At 67.2% G+C, this 17643-nt stretch carries 17 protein-coding genes; 7 read left to right on the top strand and 10 right to left on the bottom strand.

Going from position 1 to position 17643, the window contains the following annotated elements; genetic code table 11:
* The first annotated feature begins 103 nt into the window (after positions 1-103).
* On the top strand, positions 104-1015 hold the full coding sequence (locus KA712_18905; protein MCG5055039.1) for a prepilin peptidase: 912 nt from the start codon (positions 104-106) through the stop codon (positions 1013-1015).
* Positions 1016-1037: 22 nt separating this feature from the next.
* Here KA712_18905 and KA712_18900 read toward each other — a convergent pair whose 3' ends face one another.
* Positions 1038-2417, bottom strand: a complete 1380-nt coding sequence (locus tag KA712_18900; protein MCG5055038.1) for a phosphomannomutase/phosphoglucomutase — start codon at positions 2415-2417, stop codon at positions 1038-1040.
* Between the two features lie 110 nt (positions 2418-2527).
* Positions 2528-3589: an NTP transferase domain-containing protein gene (locus KA712_18895; GenBank protein ID MCG5055037.1), complete on the bottom strand. Its 1062-nt coding sequence runs from the start codon at positions 3587-3589 to the stop codon at positions 2528-2530.
* A 76-nt stretch (positions 3590-3665) separates the two neighbouring features.
* On the opposite strand from KA712_18895, the gene KA712_18890 reads away from it, so the two are divergent.
* Positions 3666-3902 carry a hypothetical protein gene (locus tag KA712_18890; GenBank protein ID MCG5055036.1) on the top strand — a complete coding sequence of 79 codons (237 nt, stop codon included), beginning with the start codon at positions 3666-3668 and terminating at the stop codon, positions 3900-3902.
* A 21-nt stretch (positions 3903-3923) separates the two neighbouring features.
* Here KA712_18890 and KA712_18885 read toward each other — a convergent pair whose 3' ends face one another.
* Entirely contained in the window at positions 3924-4826 is a 903-nt protein-coding gene (locus KA712_18885) for a hypothetical protein (protein ID MCG5055035.1), read from the bottom strand.
* Between the two features lie 175 nt (positions 4827-5001).
* Here KA712_18885 and KA712_18880 point away from each other — a divergent pair, with 175 nt between their 5' ends.
* Complete coding sequence (locus tag KA712_18880; protein MCG5055034.1) at positions 5002-6474, top strand: M48 family metalloprotease; 1473 nt, start codon at positions 5002-5004, stop codon at positions 6472-6474.
* A gap of 133 nt (positions 6475-6607) precedes the next feature.
* Here KA712_18880 and KA712_18875 read toward each other — a convergent pair whose 3' ends face one another.
* The 5 genes from KA712_18875 to KA712_18855 all read right to left on the bottom strand — a co-directional run bounded on the left by KA712_18875 (position 6608) and on the right by KA712_18855 (position 12821).
* Positions 6608-7324 carry an OmpA family protein gene (locus KA712_18875; GenBank protein ID MCG5055033.1) on the bottom strand — a complete coding sequence of 239 codons (717 nt, stop codon included), beginning with the start codon at positions 7322-7324 and terminating at the stop codon, positions 6608-6610.
* Between the two features lie 176 nt (positions 7325-7500).
* Positions 7501-8964 carry an HTTM domain-containing protein gene (locus tag KA712_18870; protein ID MCG5055032.1) on the bottom strand — a complete coding sequence of 488 codons (1464 nt, stop codon included), beginning with the start codon at positions 8962-8964 and terminating at the stop codon, positions 7501-7503.
* Between the two features lie 149 nt (positions 8965-9113).
* The gene (ligA, locus tag KA712_18865; GenBank protein MCG5055031.1) at positions 9114-11153 is read right to left on the bottom strand and encodes an NAD-dependent DNA ligase LigA; all 2040 of its coding nucleotides are present in this window, start codon (positions 11151-11153) and stop codon (positions 9114-9116) included.
* On the bottom strand, positions 11150-12010 hold the full coding sequence (locus KA712_18860; protein ID MCG5055030.1) for a class I SAM-dependent methyltransferase: 861 nt from the start codon (positions 12008-12010) through the stop codon (positions 11150-11152). The genes ligA and KA712_18860 overlap by 4 nt, the downstream gene beginning before the upstream one ends.
* A gap of 52 nt (positions 12011-12062) precedes the next feature.
* Positions 12063-12821 (bottom strand): SDR family NAD(P)-dependent oxidoreductase, encoded by a 759-nt coding sequence (locus KA712_18855; GenBank protein MCG5055029.1) that lies wholly within the window; start codon positions 12819-12821, stop codon positions 12063-12065.
* Positions 12822-12914: 93 nt separating this feature from the next.
* Between KA712_18855 and hemH the strand changes: the two genes are divergently transcribed.
* Positions 12915-14015 (top strand): ferrochelatase, encoded by a 1101-nt coding sequence (hemH, locus tag KA712_18850; GenBank protein ID MCG5055028.1) that lies wholly within the window; start codon positions 12915-12917, stop codon positions 14013-14015.
* Positions 14016-14047: 32 nt separating this feature from the next.
* Here the strand turns inward: hemH and arfB are convergent, their stop codons facing one another.
* Positions 14048-14467 carry an aminoacyl-tRNA hydrolase gene (gene arfB / locus KA712_18845; GenBank protein ID MCG5055027.1) on the bottom strand — a complete coding sequence of 140 codons (420 nt, stop codon included), beginning with the start codon at positions 14465-14467 and terminating at the stop codon, positions 14048-14050.
* 67 nt (positions 14468-14534) lie between these two features.
* Entirely contained in the window at positions 14535-15176 is a 642-nt protein-coding gene (locus KA712_18840) for a peroxiredoxin (protein MCG5055026.1), read from the bottom strand.
* Positions 15177-15310: 134 nt separating this feature from the next.
* On the opposite strand from KA712_18840, the gene KA712_18835 reads away from it, so the two are divergent.
* The 3 genes from KA712_18835 to KA712_18825 are packed head-to-tail and all read left to right on the top strand — an operon-like array spanning position 15311 to position 17575.
* Positions 15311-16072: an outer membrane beta-barrel domain-containing protein gene (locus KA712_18835; GenBank protein MCG5055025.1), complete on the top strand. Its 762-nt coding sequence runs from the start codon at positions 15311-15313 to the stop codon at positions 16070-16072.
* The gene (locus KA712_18830; GenBank protein MCG5055024.1) at positions 16069-16767 is read left to right on the top strand and encodes an outer membrane beta-barrel domain-containing protein; all 699 of its coding nucleotides are present in this window, start codon (positions 16069-16071) and stop codon (positions 16765-16767) included. The genes KA712_18835 and KA712_18830 overlap by 4 nt, the downstream gene beginning before the upstream one ends.
* A gap of 4 nt (positions 16768-16771) precedes the next feature.
* Entirely contained in the window at positions 16772-17575 is an 804-nt protein-coding gene (locus tag KA712_18825) for a hypothetical protein (protein ID MCG5055023.1), read from the top strand.
* The last annotated feature ends 68 nt before the right edge of the window (positions 17576-17643 follow it).

Below are 17643 nucleotides of genomic sequence, written 5' to 3'. Positions count from 1 at the left end.
GCAGACTCCAAGCGGGGGCGGGGCGCGGGCAGGCGCTCGAGACCGGGTCCGGCGGGCCTGCCGATTTCGGTCTCGCGCGCGACGGTGCTACCCTTGGCGGCACGTGGATCCCTCCTTCGTCGAGGCGCTCGCCGCCTTCGTTCGTACCTGGCCCGCCTTGGTCTTCGCCGTGGTCTTCGGTGCGCTCTGGGGCAGCTTCTTCAACGTTTGTATCGCCCGGCTTCCGAGGGGGCTTTCCGTGGTCAAGCCGGGGTCGCATTGCTTCGCCTGTGGCCAGCCGGTGAAGGCTTACGACAACGTGCCGATGCTCTCGTACCTGTGGCTGCGGGGCCGGTGTCGCGCCTGCGGGGTCCGTTTTTCGGCCCGCTACGTGCTGGTGGAGGGGTTGATGGCGGCGTTGAGTGGGCTTTTGTTCTGGTCGTTCGTCATGGAAGCGCACAGCGTGCCGCTTCCGATCCGCCTGGCCCGTTTCGCGGTCTTTTTCGCCTTCACGGGCGCGTTGCTGGTGCTTTCGTTCATCGACCTCGACACGCAGCGCTTGCCCGACGCGGTGACTCTGCCGGGCACGGTGGTGTTCTTCCTCGCCGGGTTCGGTGCTCAGTTCGCCCCGTGGACGGATCGGGCCATCGGCCTCGTGGCGGGGTATGTGGCGGTGCGCCTCATCGCTGACCTCTATTACTACACGCGGGGACGCGAAGGCCTTGGGTTGGGCGATGGTAAGTTGCTCTCCATGATCGGTGCGCTGCTGGGGTGGAAGGCGCTGCCTGTCGTCGTGTTTTCTGCGTCCCTTCTGGGCGTGGCGGTCAGCCTGCCCCTGCTCCTGCGGGCACGGCGGACACCTCGGGTCGAAACACCCGTGGCGCCACCGGCACCTGCGGCCGAAGACGACGCGGACGAAGACGACTCACTGCGCTACGTCCAGGTTCCCTTTGGTCCCTTCCTGGCGGCCAGCGCTGTGGCTTACCTGCTGCTGTTCGACCTTGTCGCTCCGCTGGTCTTGGCCTGGTTCGGCTGAACGCGGCCAGAGCCTCGGGGCTTCAAGCCGCGCTCTCGAGCGCGCGCCGGATCCCCGAGAGCACCGTTTCGATCTCGGTGCGGATCTCCGCGCAGCGCGCGTCGCTGCCGGCTTCGCAGCGCATGACCAGGACCGGGCCCGTGTTCGAGGCCCGCACCAGGCCCCAACCGCCGGGAAACTGGATGCGAACGCCGTCGATCTCGTTGACGGCGTAGTGTGCCCGGAAGTGGGCGGCTGCTTGGCGAACGACCTCGGCTTTGTGGTCGTCCGGGCAGTCGATACGAATCTCGGGCGTGTTGTAGAGCACCGGCAAGGTGTCCACCAAGTCCGTGAGCGTGCCTGCGTCGTTCGACAGGAGCTCCATGAGCCGCGCCGCCGCATACACGGCGTCGTCGAAGCCGAAGTAGCGGTGGCGGAAAAACATGTGGCCCGACATCTCGCCGGCCAGCAGCGCGCCCTCTTCCTTCATCTTCACCTTGATGAGGGAGTGGCCCACCTTCCACATGATGGCCCGTCCGCCGAGACGCTCGATTTCGTCGTAAAGCGCCTGGCTGCATTTCACTTCGCTCACGAACGTGGCGCCGGGGTGCTCTTTCAAGATGGCCCGGGCGAACAGGATCATGAGCTGGTCCCCCCACACGATGCGCCCACGGGCGTCCACCACACCGATGCGGTCTGCATCGCCGTCGAGCGCGATGCCCACCTCGGCCCCGGTGGCGCTCACCCGTTCGATGAGGGCGGCCATGTTCTCGGCCACGGTGGGATCGGGGTGATGGTTGGGGTAGCGACCGTCGGGTTCGCAGAACAGGGGTTCGACGGGGAAGCCGAGCTGCTCGAGCAGGGGTACGCACGAGAGGCCACCCGTTCCGTTGCCCGCGTCCACCACCACCTTGGGGCGCTTGGCACCCAGCTGCAGGTTGTCGGCGATGTACGCGACGTAGGGGGTGAGGATGTCCAGCTCCCGAACCTTGCCGGGGGTCGCCCCTTCCAGTTCGGGGAAGCGCTGCTCGATGATGCGCCGCTTGAGCTCCTGGATCTCGTCACCGTAGATCGTGCTGCGGCCCCGGACGATCTTGAATCCGTTGTCGTCGCCCGGATTGTGACTCGCCGTGATCATCACGCCCCCGTCGGCTTCGAGGTGAAACACGGAGAAGTAAAGGCCCGGCGTGTGAACGATCCCCACGTCCACCACGTCGAGTCCCGCGGCGAGCAGCCGCTCCCTGAGTGTGGCGTGAATGCGGGGTGAGGAGAGGCGGGCGTCGCGGCCCAACGTCACGGTTCGTGCTCCCTGCGCGCGGAAGTGGGCGCCCAGGGCGTTGCCGAGCTGAAAGACGAACGCGTCGGGGAAGTCGCGTTCGGCGACGCCGCGAATGTCGTATTCGCGGAAAACACGGGGGTTCATGGTGCTGGTCATGTCGAAAAGGCGCGTCGAAAAAAGCAAGTCGATGGGCGGAAAACCTCGCCAGGTTAGCAGCCTGTCGCGCCGCTCACCAAGCGAAGCCGGGCTTTGGCCTAGAGCAGATCCGTGCGGCCGTGCGCCGCGAGCGCGTCGACGACGGCCTTTACGTTTTGCGCTTTATCGCGTCGCGTTACCAGCACGGCTTCGGGGGTCACCACCACCACCAGGTCGTCCACGTCGGCGAGTGCCACCAGGGGGCCGTTTCCGTCGGAGAAGACGACGTTGCCGTGCGCGTTCAAGGCAAGGTGCGTGCCTACGACCACGTTGCCGTGGGCATCGGGGGCGCGGACCGCTGACAAGGCCGCCCAGCTGCCCACGTCGTTCCAGCCGAAATCCCCGGGAACCACGAGGAGGCCGGCGGCTTTCTCCATGATCCCGACGTCGATGGAGATGGCGGGGGCGTTTGGGTAGTGGGTTTGGGCCGTCGCCGCGAAGAGGGGGGCGCCGCGCAGCTCGGCCACGATCCGCCCCAAGGCGGGCAGATGGGCGTCGACCTCGCGAAACAAGTGGCCGGCGGTCATGAAGAACATGCCGGCGTTCCAGAAGTAGCCTTCGGCCAGGTACCGCTGGGCTGTCTCCAGATTGGGCTTTTCGACGAACGCATCGACGCGGCGAACCCCCTGGTCGTCGACGGTGGCGGCGGGGCGCACGTAGCCGTAACCCGTTTCGGGGGCTGTGGGCTTGATGCCGATGGTGACGATGGCCGTGTCCGCATACGCAAGCGCACGCCGCGCCGTCGCCAAAAAGCCCTGCTCGTCACCGATGTACGCGTCCGAAGGAAGGACGGCCAGGCGCGCACCCTCTCCCGCACGGCGGGTGGCCGCCACGGCACCCAGAGCCACGGCCGCAGCGGTGTTGCGGGGGGCCGGCTCGGACACCAAGTTGTCGGCCGGCAGTCCGGGAAGCGCGGCCTTCACGGCCTCCGCTTGATCCGCGGCGGTGACCACCAGCGTGTTCGCCGGGCCCACGAGGGCGCTGGCCCGGCGGTACGTGGCGGCCAAGAGCGTTTCGTCGCCCCCCAGGGTCAGGAGCTGCTTGGGGCGTGCGCGGCGGCTCGAAGGCCAGAGGCGGGTGCCCCCCCCGCCGGCCAAAATCAACGCGAAGCTTTCCGACATGGCTCGCTAATCTAGCCCGGAGACTCCGAAGCCGCGCCGCTTTCCCCGCCAAAGTTGCGTCCGCCCCTCATGCGACGTGAAATGGCGGCATGAACCGCAACGGGATGGCCGAAGGCGCGAGGCGGCCCGCGCCGTGATCTGGGGTTTGTTCCTGCTGGCCGGGGGGGGCTTGGCCTGTGTCCAAGGGGTGCGCATCGCCCTGGGTCGGCCTCGGCCCCTGGCCTACGTGGGTATGCTCCTCGCGCCCTGCGGGGTGTGGGCGGTGTTCGCGGGGCTTGGGCGCCTGCTCGACGCGCGCTTTTTCGGGGGGTGAGCCCCTGCGCCGAGGGCCTGCTCACAGGCGGGCGGCTGCGCCGAGGGCTGCGTCCCGCAGGGGTTCAGTGGGCAGGGGCCATGTGCCGTCCCTTGGCCCAAATCCAACCGCCGCGCGGCCGATGCTGCCGGCGTCGAAGAACAACGTGCCTTCGAGCTTGTAGGGGATTCGAAACTCGGGCATCCGTCCCTTGGCGAGCTCTTCCTTGGCATCGGCCGCCAGGTTCTGCATGAGGGGCCAAAGCTTTTCGGGTCCGAAAGCGTAACGAACGAACACGTCGGCCGAGCCGCCCGAGGCAATGGGAGGCAGGGTGAAGGCCGGCTTTTCGCCGCGAGCCAGTCCAGCCCCCAAGCCGATGATGAGGTTGGTCGCGGCCTGCCCGAAATCCGACAGGGAGCGTACATCGCGTTCGCTGGCTCGGCAGGCACCCTCTGCAGCTTGCCCGCTACAAGTCACACCTTCGGGGCAGAACTGGACGCAGACGGCACCCAACGAGACCGCACCACCGGCCCGGTTGGCGAAGGTGTCGATGGCCGTGAGCGCCGAACCCATCGGCAGCGGGAACTGGTTGGGGTTGTCGATGTGAAACTGCAGGTCGAACCCGACCTTCATGTCTTCGGCGCTGGGAGGCGGACCGAAGAAGCCCTCACACAGCGCCTCGAGGCCTGATCGCAGCCCGAACGGCGGGTCCACCACACGGGGACAATAATGCGCGGCGAGTTGCTGGCGGGAAGGCGCGCGAACGAGCACGGCATCCTGGAACGATACGACGGGTTTGAGCAGCTCGACCAGTGAGGGCGCTTGCACGGGGAGATGGGCCAAGAGCGGGCAGCCCGAAAAGGCAGCCAAGCAAAGCGCCGAGACGGCGAGGGGAGAGACGAAGGGACGCCGCGGGGACGGCGAGGGGGCAGACGTGGGGCGCATGGGGGTGACATTTTGCCCGAATTTTCCGGGCCTGGCGCCCGGGAGTTACGGCGAAGGGGGGCCAATCCTGCTCGACGGCCCTGGGGGACGGGGCGCGCGCCCGACCTGCCTCGCCGGAGAAAATCGTCTCGTCGTCCCCTGCGCGCCTTCCGCCCCGGGAGTATCTTTCGGGGCGATGAACGTGAAACGCTCCTCTCGTAAGTCGTTGGTCGACGTGGGTTCTTTGGCTTGCCTGTGGGCCTCGTCGATGTTGGTGGTCTCGAGCTGCGCGGTCAACCCCGTGACCGGGCGCCGGGAGTTCTCGCTGCTGTCCAAGTCGCAGGAAAAAGAGGTCGGTGCCCAGAACGACCAAGCCGTCTTGGCCGAGATGGGCGAGGTCAATGCGCCTGCGCTGGCGGGCTACGTGCGTGACGTGGGACAGGCGGTGCTCGCGAAGAGCCATGAGCCAGGCGCGGCGTTTACGTTCCGCCTGATGGACGATCCCACCGTGAACGCGTTCGCGCTGCCGGGTGGCTATGTGTACCTGACCCGGGGCATTTTGGCCTATCTCAACAACGAAGCTGCCATGGCGGGCGTTTTGGGGCACGAGGTCGGCCACGTGATGGCGCGACACGGAGCGGACCGGTACACCAAACAGGTGTTTTTGGGGCTTGGGGTTGCCGTGGGCGGGGCCTTGTCGGGTGACCTCGGTGAGCAGCTCCTTGGGGCCGCGGGGCAACTCACGCTGCTCAAGTACGGACGGGACGACGAGCGCCAGAGCGACAAGTTGGGCGTGGAGTACGCCACCAAGGCGGGCTACGACACGCGCGAAATGGCCGACTTTTTCCGTACGCTTTCACTTCTCAACGGGGGTGCGGGGCGTTTGCCGGCGTGGACGAGTTCTCACCCCGACCCCGGCGAGCGCTTCGAGACGGTCAACAAACTTTCGGAACAGGCACAGGCAGGCTTGGCCACGCGCTTCAACGTGGACCGCGAAAAATACCTGCGCGCCGTCGACGGCATCGTCTTTGGGAAAAACCCGCGAGAGGGCTTCGAGGACGCCGGCTGGTTCAAGCACCCCGACCTCGATTTTCAGTTCGTGGTCCCGCCGGGATGGCTGTTGCAGAACTCGAAGTCCAAGGTGGTCCTGGCTCCTCAAGACCGCAAGAGCACCGCCACGTTGACGCTGGCGGAAGGGGCCAGCGCCGCAGCGGCCGCCGATGCGCTGGCGAAAGAGGACGCAGTCCAGGAGCTCGAGCGGCAGACCCTCACGGTGAATGGTATGCCGGCCGTGCGCGCGAAGAGCCGCATCACCGTGGCCAACCAGCCGGTCGCCACCATGGCCGTGACGACCTTCATCGAGAGGGGCGGGAAGGTCTACGCGTTCGTGGGCCTCGCGCAGGAGCCTGACTTCGCGGCTCAGCTCCCAAACCTGGTATCGATCGCCGATAGCTTCGCTCCGCTTGCTGATGCGGCCGCGAAGACGGTTCGCCCGATGAAGATCAAGGTGGTTACGGCCAACGCGGACGCCACGCTGGCGGAGATCGTGAAGCCTTATCCCCTGCCTGCTTTGGCACAAACGGAGAAAGTGAATCTCGGGGTTCTCAACGGTATGAGCCTCGAGGACAAGGTGCAAAAGGGCACGCTGGTGAAGGTCGTCGTGCAGTAACGCGTCCGCGGAGCCGACAACGAAACAGGCCGCGAGCCAGAGGCAAGCGGCCTGTTTTTTGGGGATTCGGGGCAAGCGGGGCAGCGCCCGCGAGCGCTCGGACCTCCGCGGTCCCTGCTCGGCCCTGCGCGATCTACTTGGCGGCCGTGTTCGGGGCGGTCTCGGAAGCGGCCGCTTCCTCGTCGGCCTTCTTCTTGAGGTCCTCGTTGGCCGCGATCTCAACCTCGACGCGGCGGTTCAGCTGGCGGCCTTCGTTGGTGGTGTTGTCGCCTACGGGCTCGCCATCGGCCATGCCCTTGCCGGTCATACGTGCACGCTTGACGCCGTGGGACTCGAGGTATGCGATGACGGCCTCGGCGCGCTTTTCCGAGAGCTGCTGGTTGACCTTCTTGCCGCCCGTGCTGTCGGTGTGGCCTTCGATGACCAGGTTGGTTTCCTCGAACTCGGTCAAGACCTTCGAGAAGGCTTCCAGGTCTTTTTCGGACTGAGGCTTGAGGGTCGACTTGCCCGTGTCGAACAGGATGGCGGAGTCGAACTTGACCACGAGCTGGTCACCCGCACGTTCGACCTTGGCCCCTTCGACCTGCTTGAGCTTCTCTTCTTGCTTGTCCATGTAGCGGCCGATGAGGTTGCCTGCCGCCGCGCCTCCGATGGCGCCCACGGTGCCACCGATGATGGCGCCCTTTTTTCCGCCCACGGCGGCTCCGATGCCGGCGCCCGCGCCGAGGCCTGCGCCCGCGCCGATGAGCGTTCCCGTTTGCTGTTTGGTGGCGCATCCTGCACCGGACGCCACGAAGAGCGCCGTCGCGAGGCCGAAATTCATTCCTTGTCGAAGACGTGTTCGGATCATGGTAACTCCCGTAATTGGATAAGGTGTCCCTGAGGGGGGCTCTGGATTGGACGCGAGACTACGCGCGGTTCCTTCACCGAACAAGAGCCTTCAAGGGGCCCGTTCCAGGGCCCGGCCAGCGCGCTGCGTGTCTGGCTTTTAGCTGTTGGGCTGCCGCGATGGGCCGTGCAGGCACTCTACCCTTCGGGGCGACAGGCTTTCGAGGCTACGGTCACGCGTTCGGCGCGGCTGTCGTCACCCCGCGCGTCCACGGGGTGTTTGACGTAGACGACGCGCACGTTCGTGAGCGCGGTCTCGGAAGGCCGCGTGGAGTTTTCCTTGCGACAGAGCCACGCGGCGAAGCGCTCGGCGCGCTGCCTTTCTGCGTCTTTGTCCTTGGTGAGTCCGGTGAGCCACTTGCGCCAACGCTGGTTCGGGAACAGATCGATCACCAGCGGCGGTGGGGAGAACGAGACCGGGGCCCCACCCCGCAGCAGATCGATGGCCCCGCCGTTGCGAAGCGTGCCTTCGAGCACGAGGAACCCCGAGTGGGCGCGCGGTTTGACGAACATACCCCAGTGCTCCTGCAGATCGAGGAGCCGGGCCGGCTTGAGCAGCCCGTCGCGGACGCGGCCATGAGGCATGCGGTCCGAGACCATCGCGGCGAGAACCAGGTAGGCGAAGATCACGCCGGCCGCGCGCGAGGCCCAGCGTGAGCCACTCGGTGCCACGCCCTCGCGGATGGGTCTTACGTGCAGACGATCGAAGAGCCCCGGCGGCAGGAGAAACAACCAACCGACGATGCTCACGAAGGAAAACATGCCGATGCGCATGCTGGCCGTGATGCCGAGGTGAAGTCCGATGAAGGACAGCACCAGGGCCAGGCGAACCCGCCAACGACGAGGGGGCACCAGCATCACGAAGGGGCCCAAGATCTCGAGCACGAGGGTGCCCCAGCCCAAAAGCTTGAGGATCCCCCGGTGAGGGTGAAGCCACAGGCCGAAGCGGGTGACGAACTCGTCCGCGTTCAAGGCGTCCCAGACCCCGTCACCCAGGCGCCAATGGGGCAGGTTGGCCTTGAGCGTGCCAGTGATGAAATACAGCATGAACAGCTGGCCGCAGAACGCGAAGTTGGCGGCCCCCGTGATGCGCGTGCAGGTCGGGGGCGGGCGGGTGCGCGCGTCGAGCGACCACACCCCCGCAAGCGGAAGGAACAGCCCCCAAAGCAGGAACATCTGCAACAGGTTGTCGCCGCCCTGCAAGATGTGGCCGTTGCGGGCCTGGAGCGAGGCGACGAAGATCCACGACAGCCCCGTGGCGAGCCGCGTGCGGTAACCGAGCAGCAGGGCAGTGGCAGCCGTGGCCGCCATCACGAAAAGCGTGCGCGTGACGGAGGCCTCGCCCGAAAGAAAGTACAGTCGGAAAAGGGGCAGCTCGGGGCGCCCCACCTCGCTGCGCGGCTCCACGCCCGCGTCCGTGTAGTGGGCTTCGAGATCCGTCGCCCGCAGGGCAAGGTCGTAAAGGAGGAGCAAGGCCAAGCCGATGCGGCCGAGGGCCAGGGCGCGCAGGTCGAGCACCGCCGCCTCGCGCAGGTGTGCGCGCACGCGCCGCCAGCGGCTGGGGGGCGCTTCGTCGAGATGAGGGGGGGCGGGGGGCAACATGGAAGCCAGGCGTTTCAAGCAGCCCTCGTGCCAGGGCCTATGAGCGTGCGCTGTCGTCGAGCGGCGCGACCGATTGCGACAGTCTTGTCGCGGTGGACTCAAAATCTCGTGGCACGGGGACGGGAGCCTGACGTCTGGTGGGACGCGGCTCAAAGCCCCCCTTCACCGGCAAGCAGGCGCGAAAGCCCCTCCTCGTCGACCACGCGCGTACCGAACTTCTTGGCCGCATCGAGCTTGGACTTGCCGACGTCAGCGCCAGCCACCAGCACGTCCGTGGTCTTGCCGACCGACGTGGCGAACGTGCCCCCGGCCGCCTCGATGTCTCGTTGAATTTCGCTGCGCGGTCGCGACAGCGTGCCCGTCACGCAGATGCGAAGGCCGGCCAATGGCCCTTCGAGGCGCTTGTCTTCGGGTTCGCTCGGACGTACGCCGCGGGCGCGTAGCTTCTCTACCAAGGCGGCGTTTTCGGGTTCGTCCCACCAGCGGGCGATGGCGTCGGCAATGACCGCGCCCACCCCGTCGATGCTGGCCACGGCCTCCCGACGGGCTTCGGCCGAAAGAGACGCCATCGCATCCAGGGCGCCGAAGCGCTTGGCGATGGCTCGAGCGGCCACCGTGCCCACGTGCGGGATGCCAAGTCCGGTCAAAAGGCGGGAGAGCGTGGCACCGTCGCGGGCCCGCCCGATCGCCGTGACGAGGTTTTTAGCCGATTTTTGGGCCATACGCTCCACCCGAGGCCCGGGTACGCCTTTGGGCGGGACCAGCTTGTCCACGGTGAGGTCGAAGAGATCGGCCGGGTCCGCCACCAGCCCTTTGGCAACGAGCTCCGCGGCGAGCGATTCGCCGAGGCCATCAACGTTCATCGCTCCTCGGTGCGCGAAGAACTGAATCGCCTTCCAGCGCTGCTCGGGGCAGGCGCGGTTTTCACAGCGCAGCGCCACTTCGCTCTCGCGGCGCACGAGCTGCGACCCACAGCTGGGGCAGTGGGTGGGAACGGCGATTGGCGCCTCGTCCCCCCGACGATCGTCTTTGAGAACCTCGATGACCTGCGGGATGATCTCGCCGGCCTTCTCCACCACCACGGTGTCCCCGACGCGCACGTCGAGGCGGGCCACCTCGTCCCAGTTGAAGAGCGACGCGCGTTTGACCGTGGTGCCCGACAGCTCCACGGGGGCGAGCATCGCCACGGGGGTGACGGCCCCGGTGCGGCCCACGTTGACCTGTACGCCTTCGAGGCGCGTGCGGGCCTGTTCGGCGGCGAACTTGTAGGCCACCGCCCAGCGCGGAAACTTGGCCGTGGCACCCAGCAGGCGTCGCTGCGCGAACGCATCCACCTTGATGACGAGGCCGTCCGCTTCGTAGGGCAACGCGGGCCTACGCAGGGCCCAGGCGGCCACGGCGGCTTCGAGTGCAGGCCACCCGGATGCCAGGTCGGTATCGGGCGACGTGGGAAGGCCGAGCTCACGCAGATAGGCCAGGCCGTCGAAGTGCCGGGCACAAAGGCGCTCGCCATCGACGACTTCGTAGAGCAGCACGCGCAGCGGGCGCTTGGCGGCCGCGCGGGCATCGAGCAACTTGAGCGAACCGCCCGCGGCGTTGCGGGCGTTTTTCCACAACTCTTCGCCCGCGGCCTCGCGGTCCGCGTTCACGGCCCGAAAGTCCGCCTTTGAAATGTAGACCTCGCCCCGCACGGTCAAGGACACGGGCATTGACAGGCGCTGGGGCAGGGAGCGGATCGTGCGCAGGTTGCTCGTGACATCCTCGCCGATGCGGCCATCACCCCGTGTGGCGCCCAGCACGAAAAGGCCGTCGACGTACGTGAGCTCGATGCCGATGCCGTCGATCTTGGGCTCCACCACGTAGACGGCGCTCTCGCCGTGCAAGCCCTTGTCGACGCGGTCGCAAAACGCGCGCAGATCGTCGAGGCTATAGGTGTTGTCGAGCGACAGCATGGGCGTGTCCCGCACGATCTTCGGAAAGTCCGAAAGCGGACTTGGCGCCACCCGTTGCGTGGGCGACTCGCGCACGACCCACGCGGGGTGGTTTGCCTCGAGCCTTTTCAGCTCCTGATAGCGCCGATCATATTCCTGATCCGTGATCGTCGGGCTCATCTCGACGTAGTAGCGCCGATCGTGGTCGTTGAGGTCAGCGACGAGCTCCAGATACCGTGTCTGCGAATCTTCGGTCATGAGGCGCGGGGCCTTTGGCCTAGCACGGTCGCCACGCGGAGGGTGACCGAAAACGTGCGCCCCCGATAGTAGGTGTCGATCGCCGTCTTCATCGCTGCGAATGCCGATTGCAGCGTTTCGCCCCGACCGGTGAGGGCTTTCCAGCGGCGCAGGGGCCCAAGCTCCACCAAAGCCGAAAAGAAAAACTCGCGACCGCTGCGAAATAGCACCTGTTTTTCCTCGATCGTTACGTCTGCCGCGGCGACCCCCGCGGCCGTGAGGGCGGCCTCCAAATCTTCGGCGGTGACGGCCTGCGCCCGGTAAGCGAAAAGGGCGTTCCGTGCCTCAGTGAAGCCGCGCCGCTCGAGCGCCTCGTCCAGTAGGTCGAGGGGCTCGGCCCAGGTGCCTTGCATCGCCACGGTGAAGGCCAGCTCGCCGCCGGGACGGCAGACCCGCACCAGCTCGGGCAGGAGTGCGAGCGGCGCGAGCGCCTCGTCGGCCCGTCCCCGTGCGAAGACGCGGTCGAAGCTCGCCGTTCGGAAGGGCAGGCCGTCCGCCGTTCCGCCCCGGACGAGCGCGGCGGAGCGCCCCACGGGCACGCGGGCACGCAAGAGGGCGAGCATGGCGCCCGAGGGATCGCCGCAGACGAGGGTCCGCGGGCCTTGGGCGCCGAGCGCCTCGGCGAGGTGCCCCGACGCCGCGCCGAGGTCGAGCACGGTATCGACGGGACCTACGGGGCGCACGCGCAGGCGCGCCAGCAGGGGGGCGGTGAACCAGCGGTCGAAGAGCGGGTAGATTTCGTGCTCGTAGACCCTGACCAGCCGCTCGAGGCGGTTTTGGGGGGCGCGAGGGGGGGACGCGTCGCCGGCGGGTGTCATGAGCGAGAAGCTTAACCGGAACCAGGGCCGCCGCCGAAGGGAGACGCCCCGCTCAGCCGGCCGCGCGCATCAGGCGGACCAGCCAGCTACGGGGCAGCCAGCGGGCTCCGGTCACGAAGATACGGCCCACCAGCCCGCAGGCCACCGAGGGGCCCTTTTTGCGGTCCAGGGCCCGCAACGCGACGTCGACCACTTGCTCGGGCGACTGCGACATCCAGACGGGACGGCGAAAGCCCATGGGCCGGCCGGCATGCTCACCGAAACGGGTGGACGTGGCGCCGGGGTGAAGGCCCATGACGTGCACGCCTCGCGCTTTTTGCTCGAGCCACAGCGACTCGGTGAGGGAGGTCACGAAGGCCTTGGTGGCCGCGTAGATGGGCTGGGAGGGCTGCGGGGCAAAGCCCAGAATCGACGAGACGTTGACGAGCGCGTCCTCCGGTTGCGCCTGCTGACAGAACGCGTGGGAGAGGGCCACGAGCGCCTGCATGTTCAGGCGGCACACCTCGAGGTGCGTTTCGAGGGGGAGGGCCCCGAAGGGACCAAAGGCGCCGACGCCCGCGTTGTTCACCAGCAGGTGCACATGCCGGTCGGCCAGGCGCGCCCGCGTGGCCGCGAGACCGTCTGCCGTGGACAAATCAGCGGCCAAAAGGCCGTGCCCTTCGCCGTTCATCTGCCGTAGCACCTCGGCCAGCGCCGCCTCTCGCCGCGCGACCAGGGTGACCGCATAGCCCCGCTCCGCAAGGGCGCGGGCGAACGCGCGCCCGATGCCCTCGCTGGCCCCGGTCACCATGGCGTGTTTGTGGTCCGACACAAGCGCACTTTATCCAAATTGCCCGACGCCGTCAGCCGCAGGGGGGCCCAGAACCGCTCGACAGCCGCCCGGGTTCCGCCATGATTCCCCCCGATGAATCAGGTCGGCGCTTCTCCCCCCTTGACCTCTGCCCCTCGCCCCATTGGGGTGCTGCTCGTGAACCTGGGTACCCCCGATGCGCCCACCACGCCCGACGTGCGCCGGTACCTGGCAGAGTTCCTGAGCGATCCGCGGGTCATCGACATCAACCCGCTTGGCCGCTGGTTGCTCTTGAACCTGGTGATTCTGCCGTTTCGTCCGGCCAAGTCGGCCGCAGCGTACCGCGCGATCTGGACGCCGGGCGGGTCGCCGCTCTTGGTGCACGGCCGCGCGTTGGCCGAAGGCGTGCAAGCGGCGCTGGACGGGGCGTCTCCGGGACGTTTCGTCGTGAAGCTGGCCATGCGGTACGGAAAACCCGCGATCCCCGATGTGCTCGCCGAGATGCTGGCGCAGGATCTCGAGCGCCTCGTGGTGCTCCCGCTCTTCCCGCAATACTCGGGGGCGGCCTCGGGCTCGGCGCTCGAACGCGTGTTCGAGGCGGTCAAGACGGCCTGGAACGTACCCCCGATCGACACCTTCGACGCCTTCTACGACGCACCTGCCTTCATCGACGGCTTTCGTGACGTGGCGGCCCCGCTCTTGGGCCCCTTCGCCCCCGACCACGTCCTGTTCAGCTACCACGGGCTGCCCGAGCGCCAAATCAAGCGCAGTGACAGGACAGGCGGCCACCACTGCCTGGCGTCTCCCGACTGCTGCGCAAAGATCACCGCCGCGAACCGATACTGCTATCGGGCTCACTGCGTGGCCACCACCGAGGCGTTGGCCCGCGCGCTGGCCTTGCCCACGGGCGGCTACACCTTCAGCTTCCAGTCGCGGCTTGGCCGGACGCCGTGGATCAAGCCCTACACGGACGAGGTCTTGCCCGAGCTGGCCCGCCGTGGGGTCAGGCGGTTGGCGGTGTTCTCCCCGGCCTTCGTGGCCGATTGTTTGGAGACCGTGGAGGAGATCGGCATCCGCGCGCACGAGCAATGGAAGTCGCTCGGGGGCGAGGATCTGATGCTCGTGCCTTCCCTCAACGCACATCCCACCTGGGTCAAAGGCTTGGCCCGCATGGTGCTTGACCGCACCGGGGTGGCCGCGGCGCCCCAGGCGTGAGCCCGAGGGCGCGTTCGGCTGCCGTCAGCACGCTACTCGTGGCTTTGGCGCTGCCGCTTGCGCTCGCCTTGTTTTTTCTTCTCAGTGAGCCGCCGCTCCACGGCGCCGCGGCCGGGGCGGGTGGCCCGTCGTCGTTTGGGGCGCACCAGCGCCTCGCGTACGATGGTGGCCAGCTTCTCCCCGGCGTCTTGGCGGTTGCGGGCCTGGCTGCGGGTGAGGCTGGAGGTCACGATGAGCTCGCCCTCGAGCGTCAGCTGGGCGGCCAGGCGCAGGAGTAACCACTCCCTGTCCGAGGGCCGCAGCGCCCGCGAGCGGGTCACGGACCACCGCAGCTCGACCTGCGTGGCGACTTTGTTCACGTTTTGCCCCCCGGGGCCCGAGGCGCGGACGAAGCTCCAGGCCAGTTCGTCCTCCGGAAGGCAAAGCGTGGGCGTGATGGGAAGCGGGGGCACCGGGGCAGTATAGGGGCTGCGTGCCCCGCGGGTGTGGCGGCTCGCCACCCCCGGGGGTGCGTGCGCATCAGTCCTTGTTTGGCTGCGGCGTCATGCGCAGGTAGGGCTTGAGCTCTTTCCAGCCCTTCGGGAACTTTTGCTTCATGAGCGCGGGGTCCTTGAGCGAAGGCACGATCACGCAGTCTTGACCGTCCACCCAGTCGACGGGCGTGGCCACCATGTGGCTGTCCGTGAGCTGCAGAGAATCGATGACACGCAAGATCTCCTGGAAGTTGCGGCCGGTGCTTGCCGGGTAGGTGATGACGAGCCGAATCTTCTTCTTCGGATCGATCACGAAGACCGAACGCACGGTAAACGTGTCGTTCGCCTCGGGGTGAATCATGTCGTAGAGCTTCGCCACTTTCCGATCCGCATCCGCCAGGATGGGAAAGTTCACCTTCGTGCCCTGGGTTTCAGCGATGTCTCCCACCCAGCCTCGGTGTGAATCGACGGGATCCACGGACAGAGCGATGACCTTGCAGTTGCGGGCCTCGAAGGCGCCTTTGAGCTGCGCCACACGGCCAAGCTCGGTGGTGCAGACGGGCGTGAAGTCGGCAGGGTGCGAAAACAACACGCACCACTGGTCGCCAATCCACTCGTGAAATTTGATGACGCCTTCGGTGGAGTCCTGCTCGAAGTCGGGGGCAATGCTGCCGATGTGAAGACCCATGTCGTTTCTCCTGTGTGTGGAAGTGCGTTGTGAGACTGCGGGAGTCTAGCACCCACACGCCCAGAACCTTCGGGGACTGCGGTGGGCGTGCGCTTGTGGCACGGGGCGACGCGGGTTACCCTCGAAAGGCCTCCATGCGGCGAGCTTCACCAATCGTCCTGCCGTGGCGTGCGTCTGGGCTCGTGCGCTTCACGCTGCTGCAAGTGCTGCTGGGCGTCCAGGTCAATGGGGCGCAGGCGCAGCCGTCCTATGTCGAAGGACCGGACCCCGAAGAGCCCGGGCAAAAGGACGAAGCTGCGCCTCCCGGGGACCAGGCGCTGCGCATCCCGTGTTTGGAAGACCTCTCGGCCGACGGGGCGTCCCGCAAGGGCGTGCAGGTCAGGCCTTTCCTCAAAGACAAACGCTTCGAGGTCACGGCGCTCGGCGGGCTCCACGCCTCGGATGTTTTGTCTTCCACGTACACGTTCGGTGGGGCGGTGGGCTTTTACCCTTCCGAGGATCTCGGGCTCGAGCTGCTCGTCACCCATGCGCCGGTCCGCTATCAGCTCGAGGAGCCTTTCTCCGCCTTCGATCGGGAGCGGCGCTTCGAGCCCGGGCGTGCGAACCAAGCGATCCTCTCGCTCCTGTTCGTGCCGATGCAGGCCAAGTTCAGGTTTGGCGAAGACACCATCGTACCCGCAGACGTTTTCGTCGTGGCCGGCGCCGGCCGGACCTTTCACGATTCGGTCCTCGGTGTGACCTGGGCGGCAGGCCTCGGGGCTCGTCTTTTCCTGGGTGACCTCGTCGCTTTGCGACTCGAGGTGCGCGACTTCGTGACGCCGCAAGAGGTGCTGGGGTCCGCGCGGATCGCCAACAACGTGGCCCTGACCTTCGGTGTGGGGGTGTGGTTGCCGTGAGGGGCCCTCACCTGCGCGTTCGGCACCTGGTTGTGGCTGGGCTGTGGGCTTGGGCGGCCTTGACCTTGCCGTTCGTCGCCGTCGTCACCGCGGCGGAGGACGCCGAAGTTTGTCTGGACGAAACGCTCGAGGCGGATCTCGATGCCAAAAGGCGGCGGCGTTTCGTCAAGGCCCGCCTTTACCAAAAGACGAACAGGCACGAGGTGAGCGTGCGAGGTGGCTACTACGTCTCGGACGTCTTCGATGGTTCGGCCGTGGTGGGCGGCGCGTACACGTACCACTTGACCGAGGCGTTCGCCGTGGAGGCCAGCGGGGCGTATACGCGCATTCGCTCCGCGAGCGGACTGGGACTCGAGCGCACGTTTTCGTTGCTGGAAGGCAAGCCACGCGACTCTTTGTTGTTTGCGACCAACTTGGTGGCCTCGCCGATCTACGCCAAGCTACAGGTGGGCGGCAGCATCGTGCGTTTCGACGTCCAAGTGACCGCGGGCGCCGGCGTGGTGGATTCTGCTCTGTCGAGCGGGGTCGCAGGCAACGTGGGCGTGGGCTTCGTGTTCTTTACCGGGCCCCACGTTGCCCTGCGCTTCGACCTGCGGGACTACGTCTATCGACAACAGCTCTTGGCCCGGAAAGTGTGGGCCAACGATCTCAGCGCCACCTTGGGGGTGAGTGTGTTCTTTCCTTGGCGTGAGTGAGTCCATGCGCATACGAGTTCAGTCGCCTTCGTCACCGAAATTCATCGCACCAGTGCCCGCGCGCCTCGGCGGGGGGCGCTGGCTGCTGCTGGCAACGGGACTTTGCCTCTTTGGGGGCGTTGCCTTCGCCGAGGCGGCGCCGCCCTCAGCACGAGGGGCCAAGGCCGCGGGCAAGGCACGCGCCCGCAAGCCGCCACCCCCCACCGCCGCCACGAGTGAGGAGCCGGGAGACCCTCCCGCGCCTGCGGCGGACGCCGAACCCGAGGCCCCGGCACGTCCGGTCCCCCCCACGCCGTCGGCAGGGGTTCCGGCGCCCGAAACGCCGGCGCCCGCTCCGGAGCCTGGCGCCGGCGCTCGGTCCCCGGTCTTGTCGGCCGAGGCGCTACGTGCCCGTTACGATCAGCTTCGTGATGATGTGTTCCGCGCGCGTGCGCGGCGCGAAGTGGTCGAAAAGGTGCTTTTCTCGACGAAAGTGAGCCTCTCCTTGACCTGGGAGGCCAACCGCCACTACGTGCTCGAAAAGGCCGAGGTGCGGCTTGACGGCACGCGCTTGTGGGACGCCTCCCTGCGGCCCGTGACCGAGGCGCCGATCACCCTGGCCGAGCGCCCCGTGGCCCCCGGCGCGCACGTGCTGAGCGTGCGGCTGGAGGTGCGCTCCCGAGATCAAGCCGCCTTGGGTTATGTTTCGGAGCAAAGCTTTGCTTTGTCCTTGCCCGAGGGAAAAGCGACGAAAGTCGGCATCTCGGTGGATGAAGAAGGTAGCCTGCCGTCATACAATCCCGACATCGAAATCGAGATTGAAAACTGAGCGTCCTTTGGGACCCCGGGAACAGGTGTCGCGGTTTCATCGCCTGGGCACGGGGCAGGCGCCGCACC

The organism is Myxococcales bacterium (assembly GCA_022184915.1).
GTDB lineage: Bacteria > Myxococcota_A > Polyangia > Fen-1088 > Fen-1088 > JAGTJU01.
The sequence above is the reverse complement of the archived record's forward strand: the minus strand, read 5'-3'. Positions and strand labels throughout refer to the sequence as shown.

Coding starts and splice junctions, on each gene's coding strand:
- KA712_18900 (MCG5055038.1), bottom strand. CDS start 2,417: ATGAACCCCCGTGTTTTCCGCGAATACGACATTCGCGGCGTCGCCGAA.
- KA712_18895 (MCG5055037.1), bottom strand. CDS start 3,589: ATGTCGGAAAGCTTCGCGTTGATTTTGGCCGGCGGGGGGGGCACCCGC.
- KA712_18885 (MCG5055035.1), bottom strand. CDS start 4,826: ATGCGCCCCACGTCTGCCCCCTCGCCGTCCCCGCGGCGTCCCTTCGTC.
- KA712_18880 (MCG5055034.1), top strand. CDS start 5,002: ATGAACGTGAAACGCTCCTCTCGTAAGTCGTTGGTCGACGTGGGTTCT.
- KA712_18875 (MCG5055033.1), bottom strand. CDS start 7,324: ATGATCCGAACACGTCTTCGACAAGGAATGAATTTCGGCCTCGCGACG.
- KA712_18870 (MCG5055032.1), bottom strand. CDS start 8,964: ATGTTGCCCCCCGCCCCCCCTCATCTCGACGAAGCGCCCCCCAGCCGC.
- ligA (MCG5055031.1), bottom strand. CDS start 11,153: ATGACCGAAGATTCGCAGACACGGTATCTGGAGCTCGTCGCTGACCTC.
- KA712_18860 (MCG5055030.1), bottom strand. CDS start 12,010: ATGACACCCGCCGGCGACGCGTCCCCCCCTCGCGCCCCCCAAAACCGC.
- hemH (MCG5055028.1), top strand. CDS start 12,915: ATGAATCAGGTCGGCGCTTCTCCCCCCTTGACCTCTGCCCCTCGCCCC.
- KA712_18840 (MCG5055026.1), bottom strand. CDS start 15,176: ATGGGTCTTCACATCGGCAGCATTGCCCCCGACTTCGAGCAGGACTCC.
- KA712_18835 (MCG5055025.1), top strand. CDS start 15,311: ATGCGGCGAGCTTCACCAATCGTCCTGCCGTGGCGTGCGTCTGGGCTC.
- KA712_18825 (MCG5055023.1), top strand. CDS start 16,772: ATGCGCATACGAGTTCAGTCGCCTTCGTCACCGAAATTCATCGCACCA.